This window comes from Pseudoalteromonas sp. Scap03 (genome assembly GCF_013393115.1).
Lineage (GTDB): Bacteria > Pseudomonadota > Gammaproteobacteria > Enterobacterales > Alteromonadaceae > Pseudoalteromonas.
Genome location: NZ_VDEU01000001.1, coordinates 2,375,191 through 2,398,900, shown reverse-complemented (window position 1 = coordinate 2,398,900; position 23,710 = coordinate 2,375,191). Strand labels below are relative to the sequence as shown.

Annotated in this window: 23 protein-coding genes and 1 pseudogene; 7 read left to right on the top strand and 17 right to left on the bottom strand. The window is 39.1% G+C overall.

Annotated features, from left to right (window positions below; translation table 11 throughout):
- Window positions 1–74: 74 nt before the first annotated feature.
- On the top strand, window positions 75–1,082 hold the full coding sequence (locus FHG08_RS10890; RefSeq protein ID WP_256729685.1) for an alpha/beta hydrolase: 1,008 nt from the start codon (window positions 75–77) through the stop codon (window positions 1,080–1,082).
- 334 nt (window positions 1,083–1,416) lie between these two features.
- On the opposite strand, the gene FHG08_RS10885 is transcribed toward FHG08_RS10890, so the two are convergent.
- The 10 genes from FHG08_RS10885 to FHG08_RS10840 all read right to left on the bottom strand — a co-directional run bounded on the left by FHG08_RS10885 (window position 1,417) and on the right by FHG08_RS10840 (window position 10,318).
- Window positions 1,417–1,680 (bottom strand): hypothetical protein, encoded by a 264-nt coding sequence (locus FHG08_RS10885; RefSeq protein ID WP_178956014.1) that lies wholly within the window; start codon window positions 1,678–1,680, stop codon window positions 1,417–1,419.
- Between the two features lie 192 nt (window positions 1,681–1,872).
- Window positions 1,873–2,604, bottom strand: coding sequence for a helix-turn-helix domain-containing protein (locus tag FHG08_RS10880; protein WP_178956013.1), 732 nt, complete (start codon window positions 2,602–2,604; stop codon window positions 1,873–1,875).
- 31 nt (window positions 2,605–2,635) lie between these two features.
- Entirely contained in the window at window positions 2,636–3,094 is a 459-nt protein-coding gene (locus tag FHG08_RS10875) for a carboxymuconolactone decarboxylase family protein (RefSeq protein ID WP_178956012.1), read from the bottom strand.
- Between the two features lie 219 nt (window positions 3,095–3,313).
- Window positions 3,314–3,532, bottom strand: a complete 219-nt coding sequence (locus FHG08_RS10870) for a hypothetical protein (protein WP_178956010.1) — start codon at window positions 3,530–3,532, stop codon at window positions 3,314–3,316.
- A gap of 309 nt (window positions 3,533–3,841) precedes the next feature.
- A complete protein-coding gene (gene gdhA, locus FHG08_RS10865; protein ID WP_178956008.1) occupies window positions 3,842–5,194 on the bottom strand; it encodes an NADP-specific glutamate dehydrogenase in 1,353 nt (450 codons plus the stop codon).
- 400 nt (window positions 5,195–5,594) lie between these two features.
- Window positions 5,595–6,068, bottom strand: coding sequence for a DUF1456 family protein (locus tag FHG08_RS10860; RefSeq protein WP_178956006.1), 474 nt, complete (start codon window positions 6,066–6,068; stop codon window positions 5,595–5,597).
- Between the two features lie 98 nt (window positions 6,069–6,166).
- Window positions 6,167–7,411 carry a lipoprotein-releasing ABC transporter permease subunit gene (locus FHG08_RS10855; protein ID WP_076920259.1) on the bottom strand — a complete coding sequence of 415 codons (1,245 nt, stop codon included), beginning with the start codon at window positions 7,409–7,411 and terminating at the stop codon, window positions 6,167–6,169.
- Window positions 7,401–8,099, bottom strand: a complete 699-nt coding sequence (gene lolD / locus FHG08_RS10850; RefSeq protein WP_010389881.1) for a lipoprotein-releasing ABC transporter ATP-binding protein LolD — start codon at window positions 8,097–8,099, stop codon at window positions 7,401–7,403. Before lolD ends, FHG08_RS10855 begins: the two co-directional genes overlap by 11 nt.
- Window positions 8,092–9,309, bottom strand: coding sequence for a lipoprotein-releasing ABC transporter permease subunit (locus tag FHG08_RS10845; RefSeq protein WP_178956004.1), 1,218 nt, complete (start codon window positions 9,307–9,309; stop codon window positions 8,092–8,094). Before FHG08_RS10845 ends, lolD begins: the two co-directional genes overlap by 8 nt.
- Window positions 9,310–9,445: 136 nt before the next feature.
- Complete coding sequence (locus FHG08_RS10840; protein ID WP_178956852.1) at window positions 9,446–10,318, bottom strand: LysR family transcriptional regulator; 873 nt, start codon at window positions 10,316–10,318, stop codon at window positions 9,446–9,448.
- A gap of 130 nt (window positions 10,319–10,448) precedes the next feature.
- On the opposite strand from FHG08_RS10840, the gene FHG08_RS10835 reads away from it, so the two are divergent.
- Window positions 10,449–11,570, top strand: a complete 1,122-nt coding sequence (locus tag FHG08_RS10835; RefSeq protein ID WP_138608554.1) for an S-(hydroxymethyl)glutathione dehydrogenase/class III alcohol dehydrogenase — start codon at window positions 10,449–10,451, stop codon at window positions 11,568–11,570.
- 58 nt (window positions 11,571–11,628) lie between these two features.
- Window positions 11,629–12,471, top strand: coding sequence for an S-formylglutathione hydrolase (gene fghA / locus FHG08_RS10830; protein ID WP_138593909.1), 843 nt, complete (start codon window positions 11,629–11,631; stop codon window positions 12,469–12,471).
- Here fghA and FHG08_RS10825 read toward each other — a convergent pair.
- On the bottom strand, window positions 12,425–12,799 hold the full coding sequence (locus FHG08_RS10825) for a hypothetical protein (RefSeq protein WP_010389876.1): 375 nt from the start codon (window positions 12,797–12,799) through the stop codon (window positions 12,425–12,427). The genes fghA and FHG08_RS10825 overlap by 47 nt on opposite strands.
- A 203-nt stretch (window positions 12,800–13,002) precedes the next feature.
- On the opposite strand from FHG08_RS10825, the gene FHG08_RS10820 reads away from it, so the two are divergent.
- Window positions 13,003–14,187, top strand: a complete 1,185-nt coding sequence (locus FHG08_RS10820; RefSeq protein ID WP_178956002.1) for a DUF1624 domain-containing protein — start codon at window positions 13,003–13,005, stop codon at window positions 14,185–14,187.
- Window positions 14,188–14,239: 52 nt separating this feature from the next.
- Here FHG08_RS10820 and FHG08_RS10815 read toward each other — a convergent pair whose 3' ends face one another.
- Complete coding sequence (locus FHG08_RS10815; protein WP_178956000.1) at window positions 14,240–16,147, bottom strand: beta-ketoacyl synthase; 1,908 nt, start codon at window positions 16,145–16,147, stop codon at window positions 14,240–14,242.
- A 128-nt stretch (window positions 16,148–16,275) separates the two neighbouring features.
- On the opposite strand from FHG08_RS10815, the gene FHG08_RS10810 reads away from it, so the two are divergent.
- Both FHG08_RS10810 and FHG08_RS10805 read left to right on the top strand, forming a co-directional pair.
- A complete protein-coding gene (locus FHG08_RS10810; RefSeq protein WP_178955998.1) occupies window positions 16,276–17,286 on the top strand; it encodes a GlxA family transcriptional regulator in 1,011 nt (336 codons plus the stop codon).
- Window positions 17,287–17,415: 129 nt separating this feature from the next.
- Window positions 17,416–18,645 carry an EAL domain-containing protein gene (locus FHG08_RS10805; protein ID WP_178955996.1) on the top strand — a complete coding sequence of 410 codons (1,230 nt, stop codon included), beginning with the start codon at window positions 17,416–17,418 and terminating at the stop codon, window positions 18,643–18,645.
- Between the two features lie 13 nt (window positions 18,646–18,658).
- Here FHG08_RS10805 and FHG08_RS10800 read toward each other — a convergent pair.
- From FHG08_RS10800 to FHG08_RS10790, 3 genes and pseudogenes are all read right to left on the bottom strand, one after another.
- Window positions 18,659–19,170 (bottom strand): annotated as a pseudogene (locus FHG08_RS10800) (MgtC/SapB family protein).
- A 13-nt stretch (window positions 19,171–19,183) separates the two neighbouring features.
- The gene (locus FHG08_RS10795) at window positions 19,184–20,329 is read right to left on the bottom strand and encodes a GNAT family N-acetyltransferase/peptidase C39 family protein (RefSeq protein ID WP_178955994.1); all 1,146 of its coding nucleotides are present in this window, start codon (window positions 20,327–20,329) and stop codon (window positions 19,184–19,186) included.
- Window positions 20,329–21,723: a RimK family protein gene (locus FHG08_RS10790; protein ID WP_178955992.1), complete on the bottom strand. Its 1,395-nt coding sequence runs from the start codon at window positions 21,721–21,723 to the stop codon at window positions 20,329–20,331. Before FHG08_RS10790 ends, FHG08_RS10795 begins: the two co-directional genes overlap by 1 nt.
- Before the next feature lie 309 nt (window positions 21,724–22,032).
- On the opposite strand from FHG08_RS10790, the gene FHG08_RS10785 reads away from it, so the two are divergent.
- Window positions 22,033–22,368 carry a zinc ribbon domain-containing protein YjdM gene (locus tag FHG08_RS10785; protein WP_178955990.1) on the top strand — a complete coding sequence of 112 codons (336 nt, stop codon included), beginning with the start codon at window positions 22,033–22,035 and terminating at the stop codon, window positions 22,366–22,368.
- 52 nt (window positions 22,369–22,420) lie between these two features.
- Here FHG08_RS10785 and FHG08_RS10780 read toward each other — a convergent pair whose 3' ends face one another.
- Window positions 22,421–22,972 carry a hypothetical protein gene (locus FHG08_RS10780; protein WP_178955988.1) on the bottom strand — a complete coding sequence of 184 codons (552 nt, stop codon included), beginning with the start codon at window positions 22,970–22,972 and terminating at the stop codon, window positions 22,421–22,423.
- Between the two features lie 104 nt (window positions 22,973–23,076).
- Entirely contained in the window at window positions 23,077–23,553 is a 477-nt protein-coding gene (locus tag FHG08_RS10775; protein ID WP_178955986.1) for a GreA/GreB family elongation factor, read from the bottom strand.
- Between the last annotated feature and the right edge of the window lie 157 nt (window positions 23,554–23,710).

Below are 23,710 nucleotides of genomic sequence, written 5' to 3'. Positions count from 1 at the left end.
CTCAAGAGGTGTGACTTGTGTCGCACTTTAACATCCTGTATGTTAAAACGCAACACCGTGACACGTGTCGCACTATGAGTTTGAAACTGGATAAAACGTTAGATGGACATCAAGTTACTGTTTGTCATACTAAAAACTTTTCAACTTTAGCATTATCGATAGCAAAGGATTTAGCCAAAATGAAACCGACTACTTTTTTGACAATATGCAGTTTAATTATTTCCTCCTCGTGTTTTGTAAAATACTTAGCTTTAATTTTTATGCTCAATATAATTTGCAGCAATCTTGCACTCGCTGAAGGCCATCGTTTTGAAATTGCTAACAGTAAAGTAGTAACAATTAAATCCACAGTGCTGGGTAAGAAATACGATTTATATATCAAAGTACCCCGTAGTTATTTCTTAGTAGAGAATAAATCTAAAAAATACCCTGTACTTTACTTAAATGATGGACCTTATACTTTTAAAGTAGCTGCTGGTGTCACTCATGTTCGAGACATGGATAAAGTCATTATTGTTGGTATTTCATTTGCTCACGGAGAAGACGGTCAATTTAGTCGAGTTAGAGATTTAACACCTGTCGTTGATCAGAGCTGGACAAAATACACCACAGGTGGAGCAACTGAATACTTAGCATTTATTGAAAAAGAAATCTTTCAGTACATTGAGCGCAATTACCGAGTTAACCCTGAACAAAGAATATTGTCTGGGCAATCATTGGGGGGATCTTTTGCCGCTTGGGTATTGTTGACCAAGCCTGAGCTGTTTTCTACTTATATCTTAACCAGCCCTTCACTCTGGTTTAAGAATAATTGGATATTTGAGTTAGAAAATAAATATGCCCAGAAAAACACATCGCTGCAGGCTAATGTATTTATGGCAACTGGCGCATTAGAAACGTTAGAAAATGGCATGAAAGAAGATATGGTCGCAGGTCATGTGAAGTTTGCAAATCTATTACGCTCACGTAATTACCAAAAATTAAAGCTAGAAGAGGAAGTTGTTGAAGGAAGCGATCATTACTCGACCTTTCCTATTGGGCTATCAAAAGGATTGGTAAAATTTTACCAATTACAGAAATAATCGCTAGTACTTACCTATCAGATAAACTCCAAATTTATTAGTTGGCACTACCAGTTAGATATGAGGCGAATAAAATCTAAAAACAGTCACTTTATTTATTTGTTAAAACTGTACCAAATTCAAAATACAAGTCCGCTTTTACATATTGAATTTTTAGAATGGGTGTCAGCTTAAGCTAACGGGTGTGAGAGATTAGCTAATAGCATAGTTATACTCCAGTCTCCGTTTTGATCCATAGCCCCGCAGGAGGGGCTGGTAGTAATTTGCTAAAATGTGAAGCGAAGCAAAACTGAGTGAGCTGTTAGTATTCACATGGTTACTAGGCTCGTTAGTTTTACTTTTTGCTTGCTAGAGTTGCTGCAACGAGTTGTAATGCTTGCTCTTTAGTAAAACCCTCTTCAACCAAAGCTTCATATAAACTTTTTATATATTTTGCATTGGCTTTAATTAACTTTGGGTTATTCATTACTTTCATGGAAGTTTCTAGCTGTTTTGAAAGTTGCTTTGCCATTTGTTCGTATTGCGAATCATTATTTGCGAACGTGCTAGCTGAAAATAAAGTAGTGACTATTAAAAGACTGAAGATTATTGTTTTCATCGTGCGTTTCCTACAAAAGTGATACCTCATTATGAGGCAAAAAATGGTTGGCTAAAATAAGCGAAAAAGGAGAAAATGCCAACTACTTTTGTCCTGTTTAATGATTTGATAAATAGGCTTTGCACGAAATTAGTTTTATTGAGTTAGCTGAAAAACATTTACCGGTGGTAACCAAGTATGAAAGCCAAAAACTCACTCTATTTGCCCTGGCGTAATACATGCAAAAGTACGAAATTCCCGTGTCATATGCGCCTGATCACTAAATCCAAATTGGTGAGCAACATCAGCTAAGTTTGCTTTTTTGTATGTTCGTAAAAAGCTGATTGTTTTTTTAACCCTTAAAATCCGCTGATAATGTTTGGGAGTCATTTCTAGCCAAAGTTTAAAAATACGCTCAATTTGCCGTTGGCTCAAATCAATACTTGCACTTAATTGCCCCGGCGTTTCATCCTGCTCGATATACATTAGTGCTTTCTTCAGAGGGGCTGGAATTACTTTGGAAAAATCTAGGTTTTTATCTGCCCAGCGGTGCAGAGTTTCAATTCGCCTTTCAATGTCTTTTTGAATTCGGAGATCATTATAAACCCCATAAAGGTTATAAAGCTGGTCTTCCTCTGGCAATAAAAGTGTTGGCTTGTCGTAATGCTGTCCCAAAACACCATAGCAAATGGCTGGATGGAAACGAATGCCTGAGAGTTGTGCTCCAGATTGCAGAACAATATTCTCAGTCTGTTTATTTATAGCAAGCATAATGACACCTTCCGGCAGGGTTTCATTGCCAATCATCACGTCACCAACAAGGTTAAAAATAATGCCGCTGCCAGCATCAGAATACAGCGGCTTTACTATCGGAACCGGTTGCTGTACAGATGCTGACCATACTCCCTGCACAAACGCAGACAGCTGCCCCGATGGTTGAGACAACTGAAAATTAAATGCCTGTTCAAATAATTTATTACGGTTTATAGCTGCCTACCTCTGGCATAAACGTCTTAGCAATTCGATTCCAGCTATTGATAGCATTAATCGCAATGGTCAAATCCACTACAGCTTTTTCACCTAATACTTCTACCGTATTCTTATAGAACTCTTCGTCTACGGGGTTAGCTAGGGTCAAATATTCAGCCCAATCGAGCGCAGCTAGTTCTGTCTTAGAATATAAAGGCATATTACGCCATGCACTTAAGCCAATAATACGTTCATGAGTTTCCCCATGACTCAATGCGTCTTTGCTGTGCATATCAATACAAAAGGCACACTGATTCATCTGCGACACTCTTAGTTTAATCAATTCCCAGATCGGGATTGTTACTGTTTCTGAAATACTAAATTGCTTACGCAGATAGTCTTCTTGGTTCATCAGAATCTGTATTGCTTTAGGTGCTAGCTCAAAATAATTTGCACGAAAAAACATATCTCACCTCCTTAAATGTAGTTGGAGCTAAGATAGCTTTTGTCTCAATATAGGTATTGAATATTTTCGACACGTATTCATTTTAAATTTAAGCTGGGGTTAGATTAGGCCTTTTAACGTCATATTAAGCGCACTAAACAGTGGTTTCAATATGTAATGGTTCAGAGCCTAACCAACTGTTTTAGAAAATTAAAATGGATTTTATATAAAATTAGGCACCTAAATAGTAGAGTCATTATTATTTATAACATCGTTTTTGAGTGCCAAAACTGCGACAAATATTAAACCTAATGGCGGTATAAATGACAATAAAAAACCAATAAAGGTTGTTGTTTTAACATTTTGGGTTTTACGTTTACCGAGATAAAAGCTTAAACCAGTTATTACGATCATTGATATAAAAATAAATTGACCGAGAATTGTTGCATTGATATTCATACGAAATTCCTTTTTGCATGTCACAGCTTTATTAGAGGACAGCTTCTCTATTTTCACGAAAAACATCCTCATTTTATGAACTTATATTAATAACAAATAGTGTAAGCTATTGCTAGTTATAAATATTATGCTTTTTGTAGATTATTTGAATATGTAGAAATGACGAAAGTGCCCTTTTAATATAACTTAGCTAATGACACCTCACTTCAATAACTATCTTTCGCTCATACCTGCCTGTTCGTTCAACACTTATTAAATGTCACTATCAAACAGGTATAAGCTACTAAAAATTATATATTAACCGAGCTGTTACACTACACCTTGTTCAATCATTGCATCGGCTACACGTCTAAATCCAGCGATGTTAGCGCCTAAAAGTAAGTTACCGGGTTGATCAAACTCTTTTGCAGTGTCGTTGGCTGTTGTGAATATATCTTTCATTATTTGTTTAAGCTTTTCATCTACTTGCTCAAATGTCCAGCTTTGCATACTGGCATTTTGTGCCATTTCTAATTGACTGGTTGCTACCCCACCGGCATTCGCTGCTTTGCCAGGGGCATAAGCAATTTTTGCTTCAATAAAGCAATCAATCGCTTCTTTGGTTGAGGGCATATTCGCCCCTTCACTGACTAAAATACAGCCATTTTCAAGTAGTGCTTTTGCATCCGCTTGGGTTAATTCGTTTTGTGTAGCACAAGGAAAAGCCGCATCCGCACTGTAACGCCATACAGCATGACCATCCTGAGGGTACTCATCGCGAGGCGTATACTTTGCCTGAGAGTGAGTATCTAGGTAGTCACTCAGGCATCCTCGTGACTGTTCTTTTAATTGCTTAATAAGTTTTAAATCAATGCCACTCTCATCGTACAAAGTGCCTTTTGAGTCACTACAGGCAATAGGCGTAGCCCCTAGTTGATATAATTTTTCCATGGCATAAATTGCCACATTGCCTGAGCCTGAAATTAAACAGCGTTTTCCTGATAAGCTGTCATCACGATCTTCAAGCATATAGTTAGCAAAATACACCGCGCCATAACCCGTTGCTTCTTTGCGAGCAAGCGATCCGCCCCAAAGTAAACTTTTACCGGTTAGTATGCCTTCATAGCGCCCTGTTAAGCGTTTGTATTGGCCAAACATATAACCAATTTCTCTCGCCCCTACGCCAATATCCCCTGCAGGTACATCGGTTGTAGGGCCAATATGACGATATAACTCGGTCATAAACGATTGGCAAAAGCGCATTATCTCGCCATCAGAGCGTCCTTTAGGATCAAAATTAGCGCCTCCTTTGCCACCACCTATAGGCAAACCAGTTAGTGCATTTTTAAAAATTTGTTCAAACCCTAAAAACTTTATAATGCTGGCATTCACACTAGGATGAAAACGTAAGCCGCCTTTATATGGTCCCAACGCCGAATTAAATTCGATACGGTAGCCTTTATTGACTTGAATATTGCCCTCGTCATCAACCCAAGGCACACGAAACATTAATTGGCGCTCTGGCTCTACCATTCTTTGAATAATTGCTTGTTGTTGGTAGTGACTGGTTTGCGAAAATATAGGCTCTAGAGAGTCTAGCACTTCTTCTACAGCTTGATAAAACTCACATTGCGCAGGACTCGTCTGCTTTAATTGCGAAATAGTTTTGTGTATATAATCCATATTTACTCTTCCATGTAGGTATTTTTAAATTCGAAACAGGAAAAATGATCAACGTTATTGTTAGTAGAGAAATTGATTATGCGATCATTATTTTTACACTTTAACATCATAGATAAACTGGATGCACGTGTTTGATGTTGAATTAAATTGTTGTTTCTTTTGTATAAAAACCCATTAAAAAAGAATTTTTATGCTAAAAACACCAGTTTTAATGAATAACACGTTAAAAGTATTAAAAATAGTAAAACAAAATACGACTCTACGTTTTTACGAGCGCAAAAATATAAAATGCTTTATGAGACTGAAGTTGTAGAAGGGGTAAGACTGATAATAGCGTAGATTTTAGTGAGTTCGTTTAAGAGGTTTAATGGAGGTTGCTAACCAACCTCCATAAAATACATTAAGCTTTTTCGCCATCTGGGCGAAAAGTACGCTGCACACCGGTTAAAAATAAACGTAAAACTTGATCGTTACACACACGGTAATGTTTGTTTTCAACTTTACGTGAAAATGCACTGAGTTCATGCTTACTTAAATCAAAATCAACTAATGCGAGTGTGGCAATTACGTCCTCTGCTTTCATATTTAAAGCAATACGTAATTTCATAAAAATAATATTATTGTTTAATTTAGTCTCTGGGATTGGCTGCTCACCGTCACGTTTACCGCGCTTGGTATTTATAAAGCCATTTAAAAATACCGCAAATTCGGTGTCACTTATTGGGGTGTAACCTTGCTCGCCCTCTTTAGTTAACCATGCAATCACCTGCTCTGTGCTGACGCTGTGCTCTGCAGCGGCGAACACGTCAACCATTGCTGAATCGGTTAAATCAAAGGTGTAGCGAATACGGCGTAAAATATCGTTATTTGTCAAAGTAAATCCCAGGTAAAATAAGTGCTCAGCAAACAAAAGCTGTTTAATAGCGGCGCAGTTTATCAGAGTTACACTAAGCGCCCTATTAAATACTGTGTTTAATTACCCAATACTTTTGCCGGATCAACACGTGTTGCTTGCCATGCTGGATACAGCGTCGCCAATATTGCAAGCACAAAGGTGGCAATAACAGTTAACACTATATCTTGCCAAACTAATTTACTCGGTAAGAATTCGATAAAATACACACCTTCTAGCGGATTTTCACCCAGCAATAAACTCAGCCAAGTAAAGAGCTCACTAATATTGATTGCTAGAATAACGCCAATAATAGAGCCTAAAACTACGCCAACAAATGCTTGAGTTAAGCCTTGCATTACAAAAGTAGCCAATATGGTACTGTCTTTGGCACCCATGGTTTTTAAAATGGCAATATTGCCTTCTTTTTCGCGCACTTCCATCACTAATGACGAAACAATGTTAAAACTGGCGACTGCAATAATTAAAAACACCACAATATAAACAATCGTGCGCACCATTTGAATGTCTTGATACAAGCTGCCTTGGGTTCTAAACCAACTCGATATATACACGTAATCAGTAACAGTTTGCCCTACTCTCAACGCTATTTGGTGCGCTGCAAACACATCATCAACCCGTAAACGTAGGCCGGTTACTTGGCTTTGATCGTAACCTAAGGTTTGTTGTGCTTTGCTAAGGTGAATAAACGCGGCACTGCTATCAATAGGCCCGCCCATTTCTATAATGCCTGCGAGTGTTAACGTAACCCGTTTTGGCGCAAGTAATGATTGTCCTTTTTCACTAATTTGTGGGATCAATAAAGTGACATTGTCGCCTATTGATATATTAAGTTGAGTGACAATTTGCTTGCCTAAAATAACATCCTCAAGTGCTAGCTGACTGACTAATTTACCTTGTGTAAATTGGTTAACCGCTGATACGTCGCTCTCTAGCGAAGGCTCAACACCTCGTATTTCAACTGCTTTTAATTGGCTTTTAAATTGCGCCATACCATTTACTGCTATAAATGGGGCTGCTCCTGTTACTTGTGGTTGCTGTTTTAATTTTTCGACTTTGCTGGGCCAATCAGCAATCGGCCTGCTTGGTGCTACATATTCAACTTGTGGCACTACACTTAATAAACGATGAACCAATTGTTGTTCAAAACCATTGATCACCGATAACGCCACAATTAAAACGGCAACACCAAGTAAAATACCAATAGTAGATGCCTTAGCAATAAAACTAACAAACGCGTTTTTTTCATCTTTATGGCCTGAATAGGCTCTGAAACGTTTACTTATAAAGGCACTAAGCAACATGGTTTGACTCTTTTATTGATAATTTACCATCATCTAAATACGCTATTTTACCCAGCTTGTCGGCAAGCTCTAAATCATGAGTCACCACCACAAAACTGGTGTTTAAACTTTTATTTAGCTGATTAATTAAATCGTAAATTTTAATCGCGTTTTGCTTATCTAAATTACCCGTTGGCTCATCTGCAAGAACCAGTGCAGGCTCAGTCACTAAAGCACGCGCTATGGCAACACGTTGGCGTTCGCCACCAGAAAGTGCCGACGGTTTATGGCTACTTCTGTGCGCAAGGCCGACTTTATCGAGCATGTCGAGCGCTTTTACATTTGCTTCTTTGGCACTCAAGCCTTTTATTAACAGTGGCATAGCAACATTTTCAACCGCACTAAATTCCATTAATAAATGATGAAATTGGTAAATAAACCCTAAGTTTTGATTTCTAAACGCGGCTTGTTGGCTGCGAGAAAGTTTAGCCACATCTTGGTTTTTGATTTTTGCACTGCCAGAACTGGCGGTATCTAAGGTACCCAAAATATGTAATAAGGTACTTTTACCTGAACCTGAGCTACCTACAATAGCTAGCATTTCACCTTGGGTTAGGGCTAAATCAACCCCTTTTAATACCTCAACTTGGTTTTGCCCGTCTTGGTACACTTTACTTATTTGTTCACAACTAATTACTAAATCATTCATAACGTAATACCTCGGCTGGGTTTACTTTAGCGGCCTGGCGCGCGGGATATAAAGTCGCTAAAAAGCTCATGGCTAAGCTTAAAAGCGCAATCACACTTAAGCTAAGCGCATCAAATTTGACCGGCAGTGAAATCCCCGATAATAAATTTAAGCCAACCAACGCCAGCAGTTCATTAATATATAAGCTAAATAAAATACCTAAAGAGGCACCTACTGCCGTACCAATCACACCGTTATATAAACCTTGAACCATAAATACAGTTTGTACTTGGCTTGGCGTTAGCCCTAGTGTCTGCAGTATCGCAACTTCGCTTTGTTTTTCACTCACCATCATGGTGAGCGCCGACACAATATTGAACACCGCCACCAGCACGATTAAGCCCAATAACATAGACATAATGCGTTTCTCCATCGCCACAGCGGCAAATAAAGTGCCTTGGCTACTGCGCCAATCGGTGTATTTAAAATTCTTCAGAATAAGTTGGCTGTCTTGAATAAATTCATCAAGTGCAAATGGCTCATGCAGTGACACACTTAAATTAGGGGGTGTAGAGCTACTTTGCTTTAATACTCGTTGCAATGACACACCACTGGTAAATGCCAGTCCCATGTCAATTTCTGAACCAGTTTCGTAAATTGCAGCAATTTTGAATAAACGCTGGCTAGGGACACGACCAAGGGGTGTATAAGTTGACGCATTGGGCATAATAACGCGCAGTTTATCGCCCAAGCTAACGCCGAGTTTACGGCTTAGATAACGGCTAATAGCAATGTGATAATTATTATTTAATACACTTTGCCAATTCCCCTGCACTACTTTGTCAGTGATTTTATAAAGCGAGCCATCATTATCATAGAGCCCTTGCAGCAGCACACCATGCAGGTCTTTATTTGTTTGTAGTATAGCTTCACCATGGCGGTATAAACTAACATGTTCAACATACGGTGATTGCTCAAGATCAGCTTTAAGAGTATTCATTTGCGTTTTAGAGTGTTGTTTTGCCTGCACTTCAACGTGTGGAATGAGTCCGAGCATATTCATTTTCAGGCTGCTTTCAAAACCGTTCATGACACTACTTACTGTAAAGAGCGCCATTAAACCAATCGCTATACCTGCAATAGAAAAAAAAGAAATAAACGAAATAAACGCATTGCCTTTGGAAGAGCGACTATATCTAAGTCCGATAAACAGGCTAACAGGTTGAAACATATTAATTAAAACATTAATGCTAAAAGTGTGGCTTTATAGTAGCACGAACTCAGCGCAATTGAATATCACCATAAATGTAAGAAATAATTTATAAATCTTATACTTGGCTATATTATAAGCAAATCACTAAGCCAAGCTAAACTTTTAATCCTGTTACTAGATAATCAAGTAATACTCGTACATTAGTAGCAACAAATTGCCGAGGAGGATAAAGCCCCCACACCCCCTCTTGTTGAGGTTGATAGGCTGTTAATATTGGTACTAACTGCCCTGTTTTTATTTCATTCTCTATGTAGTAATCCGGCAACTGAACAATACCCAACCCTTTTTTAGCGCCGTCAACCAGTGCCCAACCGCTATTGCAATGCAACCGCCCAGCTACTTTAATATGTTTGTCACGATTATTTTCATTTACTCGCCAATAACTACTGTTACCAATTAAGCATTGATGCTGGTTAAGTTCACCTAACGTATGGGGTTCGCCAAAACGCGCTAAATAGCTTGGTGCAGCACACATAATAAATCGCCGAGAGCTCAAGCGTCGCGCTTTTAAACTCGAATCTTTTAAATGGCCTAATCGAATGGCTAAATCAAAGCCGCCCTCCAGCAAGTTTTCTTGCTCGTTAGAGAGCGTTGCGATTACTTCTACCTCGGGGTGATCATGCATAAACGAATGCACTATCGGCATAATAAAACTTTCACCATACATAACCGGTGCGGTTAATTTAATTTTACCTTTAGGGGATGTTTGCACAGACGCGAGCCCCTGAGTGGCTTCATCCATAGCGTGTTGTAAATGTTTTACTTGGTGTAAAAACTGCTCACCTTCTTTGGTTAATACCACCTTTCGGGTCGTACGCGTTAAAAGTTGGGTATTTAACCGTTGCTCAAGCTTAGTAACATGGCGGCTAATATGGGCAACCGATAGACCCAACGCCTGTGCAGCTTGAGTGAAACTTCCCTCTTCGCCAACAGAAATAAACTCATCAATCCCTTCCCAACGCATTATTATTACCATACTGTAAAAGTGTTTTATTAATTTAGAGATTATCATTGTTATAGAAATAAATACAATAGACACATCACCCAAACAGTTTGGGTCTACAATTGATATTCAAACCACTACAAAGGATATACACATGTCTGAATTTATAAAATCAAAAGCAGCGATTGCCTGGGGCCCTAATCAGCCTTTAAGCGTTGAAGAAGTTGACGTGATGATGCCTAAAAAAGGCGAAGTGATGGTAAAAATTACTGCCACAGGTGTATGCCATACAGATGCTTTTACTTTATCAGGTGAAGATCCTGAAGGCATTTTCCCCGCTATTTTAGGCCATGAAGGTGCCGGGGTGGTTTACGCTGTGGGCGAAGGCGTTACAAGTGTAGAAGTTGGCGATCACGTTATTCCTCTATACACCGCAGAATGTGGTGAATGCAAAATGTGTACTTCAGGTAAAACCAACTTGTGCTCTGCTGTACGCGAAACACAAGGCAAAGGCTTAATGCCAGATGGCACAACGCGATTTTTCAAAGACGGCCAACCAATTTATCACTATATGGGGACGTCGACCTTTTCTGAATACACAGTACTTCCTGAAATCTCGCTAGCTAAAGTAAATAAAGAAGCCTCTTTAGAGGAAATTTGCTTATTGGGCTGCGGTGTCACTACCGGTATGGGCGCTGTAACAAATACGGCAAAAGTAACAACGGGCGATACGGTGGCAATTTTTGGTCTAGGTGGCATTGGTTTGTCGGCCATTATTGGCGCCAAAATGGCTGGTGCAAGCCGTATTATTGGTATTGATATTAACACCTCTAAGTTTGATCTTGCGACTAAACTCGGTGCTACCGACTTAATTAATCCAAAAGACTTCGACAAGCCAATTCAAGAAGTGATTGTAGAGATGACCGACGGCGGTGTTGATTACTCATTTGAATGTATTGGTAACGTTGATGTAATGCGCTCTGCCCTTGAGTGTTGTCATAAAGGCTGGGGAGAATCTGTAATTATTGGTGTAGCTGGTGCTGGCCAAGAAATTTCAACTCGCCCGTTCCAACTTGTTACTGGCCGTGTATGGCGTGGTAGCGCATTTGGAGGCGTTAAGGGTCGTTCGCAACTTCCTGAAATTGTAGAGCGTTACATGGCGGGTGAATTCGCTCTTAATGATTTTATTACCCATACCATGAGCCTTGAAGAAATTAACGATGCCTTTGATTTAATGCACGAAGGTAAGAGTATTCGTACTGTTATTCATTACTAATTTCTTTTAATCACCATTACCAGCCGTTGCTATTAAGTAACGGCTTTTAAGGATTGTTATGTTAGAAAATATCTCAACGGCAAAAGTGGCTGGTGGCTGGCATAAGCAGTATAGCCATACTTCCTCAAGCACCCATTGCAGCATGCGTTTTGCGGTATTTTTACCACCAGGCGCCAGTGAAAAAAATAAAGTACCAGTACTTTATTGGTTATCAGGATTAACCTGTACCGATGAAAACTTTATGCAAAAAGCAGGCGCGTTTAAAAAAGCGGCAGAGCTAGGCATCGCTATTGTCGCACCTGATACCAGTCCGCGTGGTGAAAACGTTCCTAACGAAGATAGCTACGATTTTGCCCAAGGTGCAGGGTTTTACGTCAATGCAACGCAGGCACCTTACAATACTCATTTTAATATGTACGATTATGTGGTGAAGGAACTACCTGCATTAATAGAGCAACATTTTCCAGTAACAACTAAAAAAGCAATTTCTGGGCATTCTATGGGTGGCCACGGCGCATTAATAATTGCCCTTAAAAATCCTAAAGCTTATACCAGCGCTACAGCATTTAGCCCAATTGTAAACCCGATAGATTGTCCTTGGGGTGTTAAAGCTTTTACTGGCTACTTAGGTACTGATAAATCAGTCTGGGCAGAATATGATAGCTGCGAATTAATGCAACAAGCCAAACAAGCTGATTATTTACCTATGTTGGTTAGCCAAGGTGATGCAGATAACTTTTTAGATGAGCAACTTAAGCCACAAAAGTTAGTAACTGTAGCTACACAGAAGGGCTATCCGTTAACACTCGAAATGCAAGCTGGCTACGACCATAGTTACTATTTCATTAGTAGTTTTATAGACCAACACTTATTATTTCATCATCAGTTTTTAACTGCTTAGATTCATTACTGTGTAGAGTAGATTTATCTACTTCTACACATTCTTTTAAGACCTTAGTAACCTGCCTACATTTTCTAATCACACCGTCATCTCCTTTTACTAAACTAAATACTGCAGAGTCTATTTTTAAACCTAGCTCTGCAAAAGAAAATCCGTCCTTATCAACGGGAACTGGCTCAAATGGATTTTCATAAGGAGTAGACCGAGCTGGATTTTTCATCCGCTGATTTTCTTGTGCATTTGAGGCTGCTTGTCCATCCAACATAACGCCAAAAAATGTACAGCCATTAAGCATCAGCAATAGTGATAAAAAAAATATTTTTTTCATGTTTAACCCTTTAGTAGCTTCAACTTTAACTATTTAGTTAATAGAGTAACTCCATTAAAAAAGTAAAACTGTAAAAATCTGTTAGTAAGTAAAAATTGTTTACAACATAATTTATACTAAAGTATTTTATTATCACTCTCGCAAAATGATATAATATAACATATAATTAAACTCGTTTTTTTCATCCATACCAAAGCATATTTATGTCATTACCTTTATCTCAAAATCGTTTACACCATATAGACTTACTCAGAGGTCTTATTATTATATTTATGGTGATTGATCACGGAATGTATTATTGTCTAAATTATTCAGTGACCGATCCCATGACCATACCAGGAACAGATGCGCTTACTTTTTTCACTCGTTTTATATCGCACTTTTGTGCGCCATTATTTGTATTTTTAGCGGGCCTTTCAGCTGCAATAACCGAGCATAAATACACTTCCACGCAAGCTTTTTCAAAAAGTTTAATTATACGTGGACTAGTCCTTATATTATTTGAATTTACTATTGTGTCGTGGTCTTGGAGCTTTAATCCACTGTTTCCAATGTTATACGCTCAGGTTATTTGGGCGATAGGTTGGGGATTTATTATTCTGGGGCTTTTACGTTTAATCGGTCTGTATGCGATTTTTGCCATGGGCTTAATTTTAGTATTTGGCCACAACTTATTTGATGCCGTCAACTTTGAGCCAAATACAATCGCAAATACGATATGGTCTGTTTTACATCAAAAAAATGTACTCGAACTTCCTTTTAACTTTAAAATTAGAACCACCTACCCCGTAGCTCCTATTGTTGGGTTAATGGCGTTAGCCTATTGTGCAGGTGTTTATTACAAAGCCAAGCAATACAGTAACCGAGTTATGGATTATGGCTTAATTTTGGGTGTAAGCTGCCTAGTTTTATACACGCTTTTGCGTGGCTTTAATCTTTATGGTGACGCGTCAATATTTACGATTAGTGACTCTTATTTACTCACTATAATGTCATTTTTAAACCCGACCAAATACCCACTTTCCCTGCAGTTTATGTTGTTAACCGTTGGTATAGGCCTAATTATGCTTAAACTATTGAGCAAGCTAAAAAGTGATTTTTCGCCAAAGTTTTTACAAGTATTGGGTAAAACCAGTATGTTTTCGTACTTAGCCCACTTGTATTTACTGCATGCAATAAGTTGGTTACTTATCCCTGTTTTAGGCTTTAGTTTTTCTGATATGACTTATGGCGAAACACTGGTGGGTTTACCAACTGGGTACGGTATGAGCTATGTTGCAACACTGCTATTTATTGCAGTCGTAATTGGCTTAACAGCCGTTCTTGCCAATTATTATTTAGCATGGAAGCAAAAAAATAAACACAGTTTAATTGCTAAGTATATTTGAACAAACATTAAAAAAGGCGCTATAAAAGCGCCTTGCTAACAAGTATGTGTGCTTAGAACATATCTTGATAGGAATTTGTTGTACTAAATGTAATTGCTTTTTCAAAGCCTGGCAGTGTAATGCTGTGCTCATCTAAAACAATCTCATTTTCATCAATTAAACCATCACCAAAACGGTAAATTAGCGAGTATTGACCTAAATCGGCTTGCGTTTGGTAAGTATGCTGTGCATCTTTTACTTGGCTATGTTTTTCAACATAGCTGTTCATCAGTGCATCACCATGGCGTTTAGCAAGCATTTGCATGGTTACTTTTGCGCTCAGCACAGTCGCAGTTGCATTATTTCCACCAAAGCCTTTTGAGTTAATAAACGCAATATCCATATCACCACAATCGTAGTGGCTATTACGAATATCTAAATGTTCGCTGTAAACATCGTCGGCTACTTTATCAATGGTGGTAATACCCGGCATAATATTATGACTAAATACACCTAACGCAATGGCAAGCTGATCGCCACTAGCAGGCGCAATAGTATGGCCTACATAGGCTTTAGGCGCAGTCACTTTCCAGTTATCAATAGCAAATGTTTGCGCTACTTTATGATAAATTAAAGATTCAGTAACACGATTTTGTGGCGTACTTGAGCCGTGCGCTAAAATAAAGCTACGTTGTTGCAGTGCCTCTTTACCTAACAAGCTAGTAGCAAGTGCTGCTGATTTCGCCATGGTGATGTAATTGCCAGGCCCAGGTGAGGTAATTGACTTTTTAACTCCATCGGCATTCACAAATACATCCGGCACACTGCCCATAATATCTGCACCGAGTTCCAGAGCCAGTGCATCATCCATTAATATAGCAACCTGAGCCCCCTCACCTAAGGTAAAACCGCAGTTCTCACCAAATGGACGACTACTTTTACGGTAATCAGGCTCATCATCATTGCTTAAATTATCTAAACGGCGCAAACCTTCAATATTGGCCAGCGCACTCATATTACCAAAACCTTCAACCACTTCTGGAGTAATCGCGCATTCAACACTTGCAACCACTGCAACACGGGTACGACCAGCTTGAATATCGTTAACGGCAGCGCGCAAGTTATATAAAAATGTGGCACATGCGCCTGAAGTTGAAAAAGTCGTCCCCACATTCCCAGTAACATAGGCGTTAATAAAATCGGTCGACATCGTATTTAAACCCAGCGCTAACTGCTTAGTACTAACACGATCGCCCTGCTGACGCGCTTTAACTAATCCACCTAAGCCTTTATCATCCATTTGACCAATAACCGATGCTGAATAGGTACCAATTTTGTCAGGCTCTACGCTATTCATAATATGTTGCCAATCAAGTCCAGTTGATTTTATTGCATCGGTGGCAGCAAATATGGTCGCTTGTAAACCGCGCGGCTGGTAGCGGCTGTTATACATAATGGCAGGATCAAACCCGGTTGGAAATTGCCCAGCCGACTTAATCGGGTTATCACGGGTTGAATCATGTTTTACATCTAGCTCAGCAGCAATCGTGACTTTTACTTTTTTATTATCAAGGTCATCTATTTGCCAGTTGCTTGGTAAAGGCGATGGTAAGTCACGACGACGTGTTTCAAACACAATTGAACTATCATCTGAAGCCGTTAACGTCATTTTTTGCTGCCAAGGTGTGGCATCAACGTCAAAATGTTCTTTTTCAATTTTTCGAATTAATGTACCAGCAATAATTTGCTCACCAAAGCGTGCTTCAATGTCGCTTTGCTCAACATGATTACCTTGGCTGTCTTCAAGTTGGCCGTTTACTGTAGTCACTAAGTTCATTAATGTGGCAAGGCCTAAAAACGTTTCTTGGCGAGCTTGCGCCGCTAAGCTATCTAACACGATACGACGATAACCTTGATGAAAAGAAGTACGGCCAGCGGCATTAATGCCTCCCATGCCTACAATAACGGGTAGTGCAGTCATAATTTACCTTTAAAATGCGTGTTATAAGAATATGACATTAGTTTAATTGGATTATAGAGACACCTTTGTGCTTTAATAGCCAAATAAGCGGCATAAAAGGCCAAAAACAACTGGTCGGAGCATTCACAATGAGCAACAACCCATTAACTCCCCCCATAAATATTGGTATCGCAGTGTTTGAGCATTTGTTGGTAACCAGTATCACATTACCGATTGAGATGCTGCGTGCGGGTGAGGCTTTTGCCAAAGGCCATAGTGATAAAAATAACTTTAAACCTCTGGCTATTCATTTAGTGGCTAAAAATAGTGATGCCATTAAGACGCGAACTGGACTATCGATTATTCCTGATTGTACTAGCGAAAACTCACCTTATTGCGATTTAGTTATTGTGCCTGGCATTTGGCGTAACCCTCGCCCGGTGATACGCGCTAATCAACAATTAGTCACTTGGCTGATCGAGAGCTTTACCGTAGGAAGTCATATAATTGGAGTAGGCACAGGTAATTGTTTTGTTGCAGAGGCTAGTTTACTTGACGGACATCCCGCTACTACCCATTGGCATTATGCTAAACAGTTTAAGCATGACTACCCTAATGTAAGTTTAAAACCTGATTTTTTTATCACCCAGTCAGAACGTATGTATACCGTAGCCAGTTTAAATGCACTTGCTGATGTTATCGTACATATTATTAGTCAATATTATGGTAAAGAAGCGGCACAACATGTGGAGCGCAACTTTTCCCATGAAATTCGTAAACCCTATGAAGATCAACGTTACTTAGAGGGAGCAGTAGATAGACACCCAGATGAGCTGATTGCACAAATACAGTTTTGGTTAAAAACCAATCTAGCCAGTGAGCTCAACTTAAAGGAGGTTGCGGCTCAATTTAGTCTAAGTTATCGCACCTTTACCCGTCGTTTCAGAAGTGCCACTAACCAAAGTCCAATCGAATATTGGCAACAATTACGAGTAGAAGGCGCCAAAGATTTATTGGCATCTTCTAATTTATCGATTCAGGAAGTTGCTTTAGAGGTTGGCTATAATGACCAAGGGCATTTAACCCGAGTATTTAAAAAAGTATTACGCCAAACACCCAGCGAATACCGTAAAGTAGTCAGGCGAAAATTATTTGGTTAAGTTTTGACTATACCATGCTCACGTTTGATGGTTAGCAAAGATGGATATAGCCTTGATTAGATCTTTTTATATATATAAATTATAGTATTACTCACTAAGCTAATTTGAATTCAAATAGAGAAATAGCCGATGGATAAATCTAGCAAGCTGCTTGTCGATCAACACAATAACGTATCCATTGAAGCTAAGCTAGCTAACTTACTTGCGTTAGTTCGTAAACATTTAGATATGGATGTTGCTTTTATATCTGAATTTATTAACGATGAGCGGGTTTTTAAAGTGGTCGATAATCCCTCTGAAAACCAAATTGTTAAAGTGGGTAATGCCGATCCGATTGATGAAACGTATTGTCAAAAAATCACCGATGACAAGCTTAGCCCTGTTATTACTAATACCAACGCAAACCCAATAACCAAGGCTATGCCGGTAACCAAAAAGTTAGGTATAGGCTCTTATATAGGTGTACCTATCAACCTGTCAAACGGTAAATTATACGGTACTTTTTGTTGTTATAAATCACACCATGATGAGAGCTTGAACGATCGCGATTTATCGTTTTTAAATCTTATTTCGGAAATAGCGACAGGCTTAATTGAAATAAATTTATCCAAACGTGTATCGCGCAATCACACTAAATCAGTTATTCAGCAAATTATTACCGATAATGATTTAAATATTTACTATCAACCTATTTTCAGTTTAAAAAATAATAAAGTTGCGGGTTTTGAATCACTTGCTCGATTTTTTACTACACCTTATAGAACTCCTGATGTATGGTTTAAAGAAGCAAAAAAGGTTGGCTTAAATGAAGCTTTAGAAATGCTAGCCATTAAAAATGCAGTCACCAACATAGCCAAATTTAATAATTCAACTTACATTGCTATTAATTGCTCACCATCGCATATCCTAAGCGGTGCACTTGAAAATACATTACAAAACATTGACTGCACTAGGCTAGTATTAGAAATTACTGAGCATTCACCAATTTCCGACTACGAAAAAATGCGGACAGCACTTACCCCACTCAGAAAAAGAGGGCTTCGCTTAGCTATTGATGATGTAGGCGCAGGCTTTTCATCATTTCAGCACATACTAGAGCTTGAAGCCGATATTATTAAATTAGATATTAGCCTCACACAAAATATAAACACTGACAAACGTAAATTTTTGCTGGCAAAAGCGCTGTGTGGGTTTGCAAAAGCAATCGACTGCACTATTGTTGCCGAAGGAATTGAAACCGAACAGGAGTTCAACTCGTTAAGAAAGCTCAATGTAGACAGTGTACAAGGCTATTTTATTGGCCGGCCCGCACCAATTAACGATGCACTTAGCGCAATAAACGCAACATTGTCCGCATGAAAAACGCCACTATTTAGTGGCGTTCGCTATCTATACTGTCTTTTCGATAATAACGTTTGTGATAACTTTTTACTTTAGCATGTACACCTTTGCTGAGGCTTTTAAACTTAGCTTCGAGTACATCAACACCATATAAAATACCAACCACCAATACAGAAAGCTTAATTGCTGCACCTAAGTTTTCGGTTGCGATCATCACCCCAATAGACGCAAGCACCCAAATAGTAGCCGCGGAGGTAACCCCTACCACGGCACCATCCTTTGCCAGCATAACGCCTGCGCCTAAAACCCAATACCCGTGATTATTTGCCCCACTACACGAGAATGATCAATCACATCCCCTTGTAAATTAAACGCCGTAGATAAAAACAAATATGTGCCTAACGTTATTAATGCTGATGTGCGAATACCCACAGGTTTACCGCGCAATTGACGCTCTATACCAATAATAGCGCCACAAAAAGCGGCGGTGCCAATAGCTGCCCATGAGTATGGCGCTACATCGATAAAATCTAAAAATGTCACTTAATATCCTAATCTATTTTACTTTTCCAATAGCAACTGCCGTTCTGAGCCTTTGGCTACCAAATGCCGACATTTTGCTAAAGTCGCTGCGTGCAATTGGTACATACTGACAATCAATTGCTAGCTGATTGTTATTGCCAGGCTCGCAAAATGGGTCATGTACGTAAACACAATGTGCATCTAAATAGGTGACACACACCCAGTGCGGTGATTTTTTACCATCAAACCGATACGTACTAATTAACAGCAACACACTAAACCCCTGACTCAACCAGTTTTCTATGTCAGTTAATTCAACATCTTTTTGTGTAACTGAAATATTTGCCGCTGCAATACCCTCAACAAACTGTTGATGAACCGTGGCCAATACTGATTTTTTGTTATCACTGCGAACCCCATCTAAAAATAATGGTTCAGATGTATTAACAATTACCTCACTTGTAAAACCGCGTTTATTTGCAGCCAGTGCCAAGCCAAATGGGTGACAACCGCCATGCCCAGAGGTCATAAAAATCGTGGTGCCTTCACGCCACAAAGCTAATTCATGTGACTGACTCAGCTCTGTGTTTGAGTCAAGAGCAGCCATTGCCATTAATAACGCAGCAGGACCACAGGTAAACTCGGTGGTTTGCTGATACCATGGCGTTAAACGCTCAACCTGCAACTCACTGGTTTGGCGAATATTTTTTTGCATGCGTAAGGCATCACTGTGATCGTCATAATAATCACTGTATTGACCAAATACGCGATACCCCACACTTTTATAAAGCCCAATGGCGCTGTCGTTATTTACTGCAACTTCTAGGCGCAAATAAATACGTCCACGCTCACTGGTCGCTTTTTCAAGTTCATTGAGTAATTTTTTAGCTATGCCTTTACCTTGCATCGTTGGTAATACGGCCAGCGAGTACAAACGTGCTAAACGCGTGCCTTTATGACACCACACTAAGCCATAGCCACATAATTGCGCATTTTGCTCAGCAACTAATAAAATCCCATGTTTAGCCCCAAGCCAGCGCTTTAAACTACGCGCACTTAGCTTATCGTTACTAAAGCAAGTATTTTCAAGCGCCACCAATGCTTTTAAGTCAGCGGTTATTGCAGGGCGAATAACTAGCTTGGTCGCCACTGTTACTTTTTCAGCCAAAGCAATAGGCATTAGCCGCGGCCTCGTGCTTCTAAACGCTGTTTAAACTCATCCATAATGATCATGTATAGCTCGTCACCTAAATAGCCGTCTTCTACTTTGTGATCAATACTTGGATTGTCATTTACTTCCAATACATACGCACGACCTTGGTGCTCTTTAACATCTACACCGTATAACCCTTTACCGACTGTTTTACAGGCCTTTAAAGCTGCATCCAATACTACTTTTGGTAACTCAAAGGTTGGTAACGTTTCAAAGCCACCGGAAAAAAAACGTTTTGCATCATGGTTGTATATTTGCCAATGATTACGCGCCATTAAATAACGACATGCATAAATGGCGCGGCCATTAAGTACACCTACTCGCCAATCGTATTCGGTGTACATGTATTCTTGTGCCAATACCAATGCGCTATATTCAAACAGCTCGGTTAATTTAGCTTCAAGCTCACCGCGGTTTGCAACTTTAAACACCCCTTTTGAGAACGACCCTTCAGGCATTTTTAAAACCAGCGGATAGGTAAACGACGCTTCTAGTTGCTCAATTGTGTCTTTTGATTGATCTGCCACCACCACGGTTTTTAAGCTCGGTACTTTTTGATAGTTAAATGCATCATGTAAGTACACTTTATTACAGCACCGTAAAATAGACTCCGCATCGTCAATGACCACTAAGCCGAGGCTTTGCGCTTTACTTGCAAGGCGGTAGGTTGGGTGATCAATCGCTGTTGTTTGACGAATAAATAACGCATCAAACTGGGCAATATTGTCTATTTCATCAAAGCTGAGTGCTTTTGCGTTAATACCATGTTTCGCTGCTGCTTTTATAAAACGGGCTATTGCATCTCTATCACTTGGCGGTACTTTTTCGTTATGATCAACCAATATCGCCATATCCCAACGAAAACGGCGCTCTACTTTACCAATACGCCATTGCGTTTGGGTAAACTCATTGAGCCTTTCAATAAACGCAGTATATTGCTGCTCACTTAATGAGGTTAAAGAGCCTTGTTGCAATAAACCTTGCTGATCGACAAATAAAATAGGCGCTGGGTATTGTTTAAATACCGATTTAGCCGCTTTACTTTGCAATTCATTTAGAGCATTACCAAAATAAACTGCGCCATCAATTTGCCCAGTATTTAAAGTAGGTGCATGGCCGCTTCTAAGCGCGTTTATTGTTTTAACGCTTGGTAATACTTGGTGTTTGCGGGCTTCTGCAAGCAATGAACAATAATAACCCTTACTCAAGTATTGGCTTGAGTCGCATAAATTAATAATGCGGGTTTTAGGTTCGTTGCGTTTTGGGTAGTCACGTAAGTAGGTGTTAAACGTAATGACATTTTCAAATGAAAGAGCAAGTGCTTGCTCGTTGTTATCAACCACTATTAAGGTTTTAAACACGACTTTTCCTAGTTAAGTCAAAATATAAAAATCCCTGGCTAGTTAGCTCAGGTAGTTAAACAGCAAATAGAAACACCCATCGCACTAAGTGCAGCAAATAGCAAATCACTTAATACGATAGGTGCTTTAACGAATATCTACTATAAACGTTAGCGCTTAAATTGCTTAAGCGACATGTGATTTATAAGCCCTTTTTTAGATACACACAAACGAGATATTTTTAGCGTGAAGATAAAAATTTTTGATGAACTTTTTTATTGTTAATTTGTGTTTTAAAATAGCCAAAATTTACCACTAAAAGTGATCATTATGCCTCTTCCCGCTTGCCCTAAATGTCAATGTGAATACGTTTACGAAGACCAACAACTGCTTATATGCCCAGAATGTGCCTATGAATGGAATCCAAATAATACAAGCGATGAAGACGTTATTTTGGTAAAAGATACAAACGGCACTTTACTAGTCGATGGTGACAAAGTAACCGTTGCGAAAGATTTAAAAATTAAAGGCAGTTCTCAGGTTATAAAAATTGGCACGAAAGCGGTAGTTAGACGTGTGCTTGATAAAAAAGATCACCAACTAGATTGTAAAGTCGATGGCATTGGCGAAATGATGGTAACGGCCAAGTTTGTGAAAAAAGCCTGAAATTACAGAACCTCACTTGTAGAAAATTACAGAAAGTAATAACGCTTAACTGCTAATTTTTTAGTTCTTTAGATAGCGCAGCTAATGTTTGATCGTAAGCATTCTGATTAAAGTTACTCGAGTGTGGGTTCATAAAACCATGTAAGTATTCAACACGTTTTACGTTAACATTAGCCGTTGTTGCCAGCACCACCTGTAGTGATTTAACATCAAAGTGCGGCTCATAATAGGGAAATATGAGTTCAATCTCAAATTGTGGTTGTATATCTGTATGGTGCCTAATTTGCGAGCTGTAAAAACAAATGCCCTTAGCTATCGTTTTAATCGCCGGGTGTGCAGACATTGACCAAATCGCCGATGCGCCAACACTAAAACCTATCAATATAGTGTTGTCAGCGAGTGGTTTAATCGCTTTTTGTAAAATAGCTACATACTCATCAAGGCCAATATGCTGACTAAAATACTCATAGGCCTGCTGTTCACTGTTAAATGCCATATCAACCCCGCCATAGGGATCGACAATAGACTGAGCGTTTAGTTTTTCAGCTAATACTTTTAAAGCCGCTGTATTACCAAAAATATCACTGACCAATACTAAGTTCATAAACGGCTCATCTTTAATTTTATTCTATAAGTTTTAGGCAATTATTTAACAAAAATACCTACGAGATGCTTCGCCTCAGAGTAAGAGACAAATACAAACTACATTTAAAGTACTTCAACCACGTCATAACTATGTTTTACATCACCGATAGTTAAACTAACTTCATCATCGACTTGTTTACCTAATAACTGTTGGCCTAATGGTGCGCCAGAGGTAAGCACTTGAATAGTTGTGCCTTTAATATCAACGGTTAATCCTCCAGCTGCTGGGCCTAAATAAAACCATTTTTGTGTGCTGGCATCGTCTTCTAAACATACCAATGAGCTTATAGCGATAGTGTCTGTAACGGGTTCGTTGTATATGGCTTCAAATAGTTGTATTTCTTTATAGCACTCATTAACTCGCTCTGCATGGCCTTGTGCTAAATAGGCAGCTTCAAGCCCAAGGGTATCGTATTGGGTCTCTGCAATACTTTCTTCATGGGTAGCGGTATCGTGAGCTGTTTGAGCTGCAATTTTAGCAGTGTTTAGTTGCTCATCTAAGGCAAACCGCAGGTGCTCAGTAACATGGGCTTTAATCATTTGGAGAATTCACTCAATTCGATAAAATAATTTGTTATTTTATACCAATCTGCTTGGATATGGGACCTATTTTAACGATAAGAAAATTGCTCTATAACTAGGCAAAATTTTTGACATCTAGTTGTTCTAAATGAAAAAATGTTAACAACGTTATAGG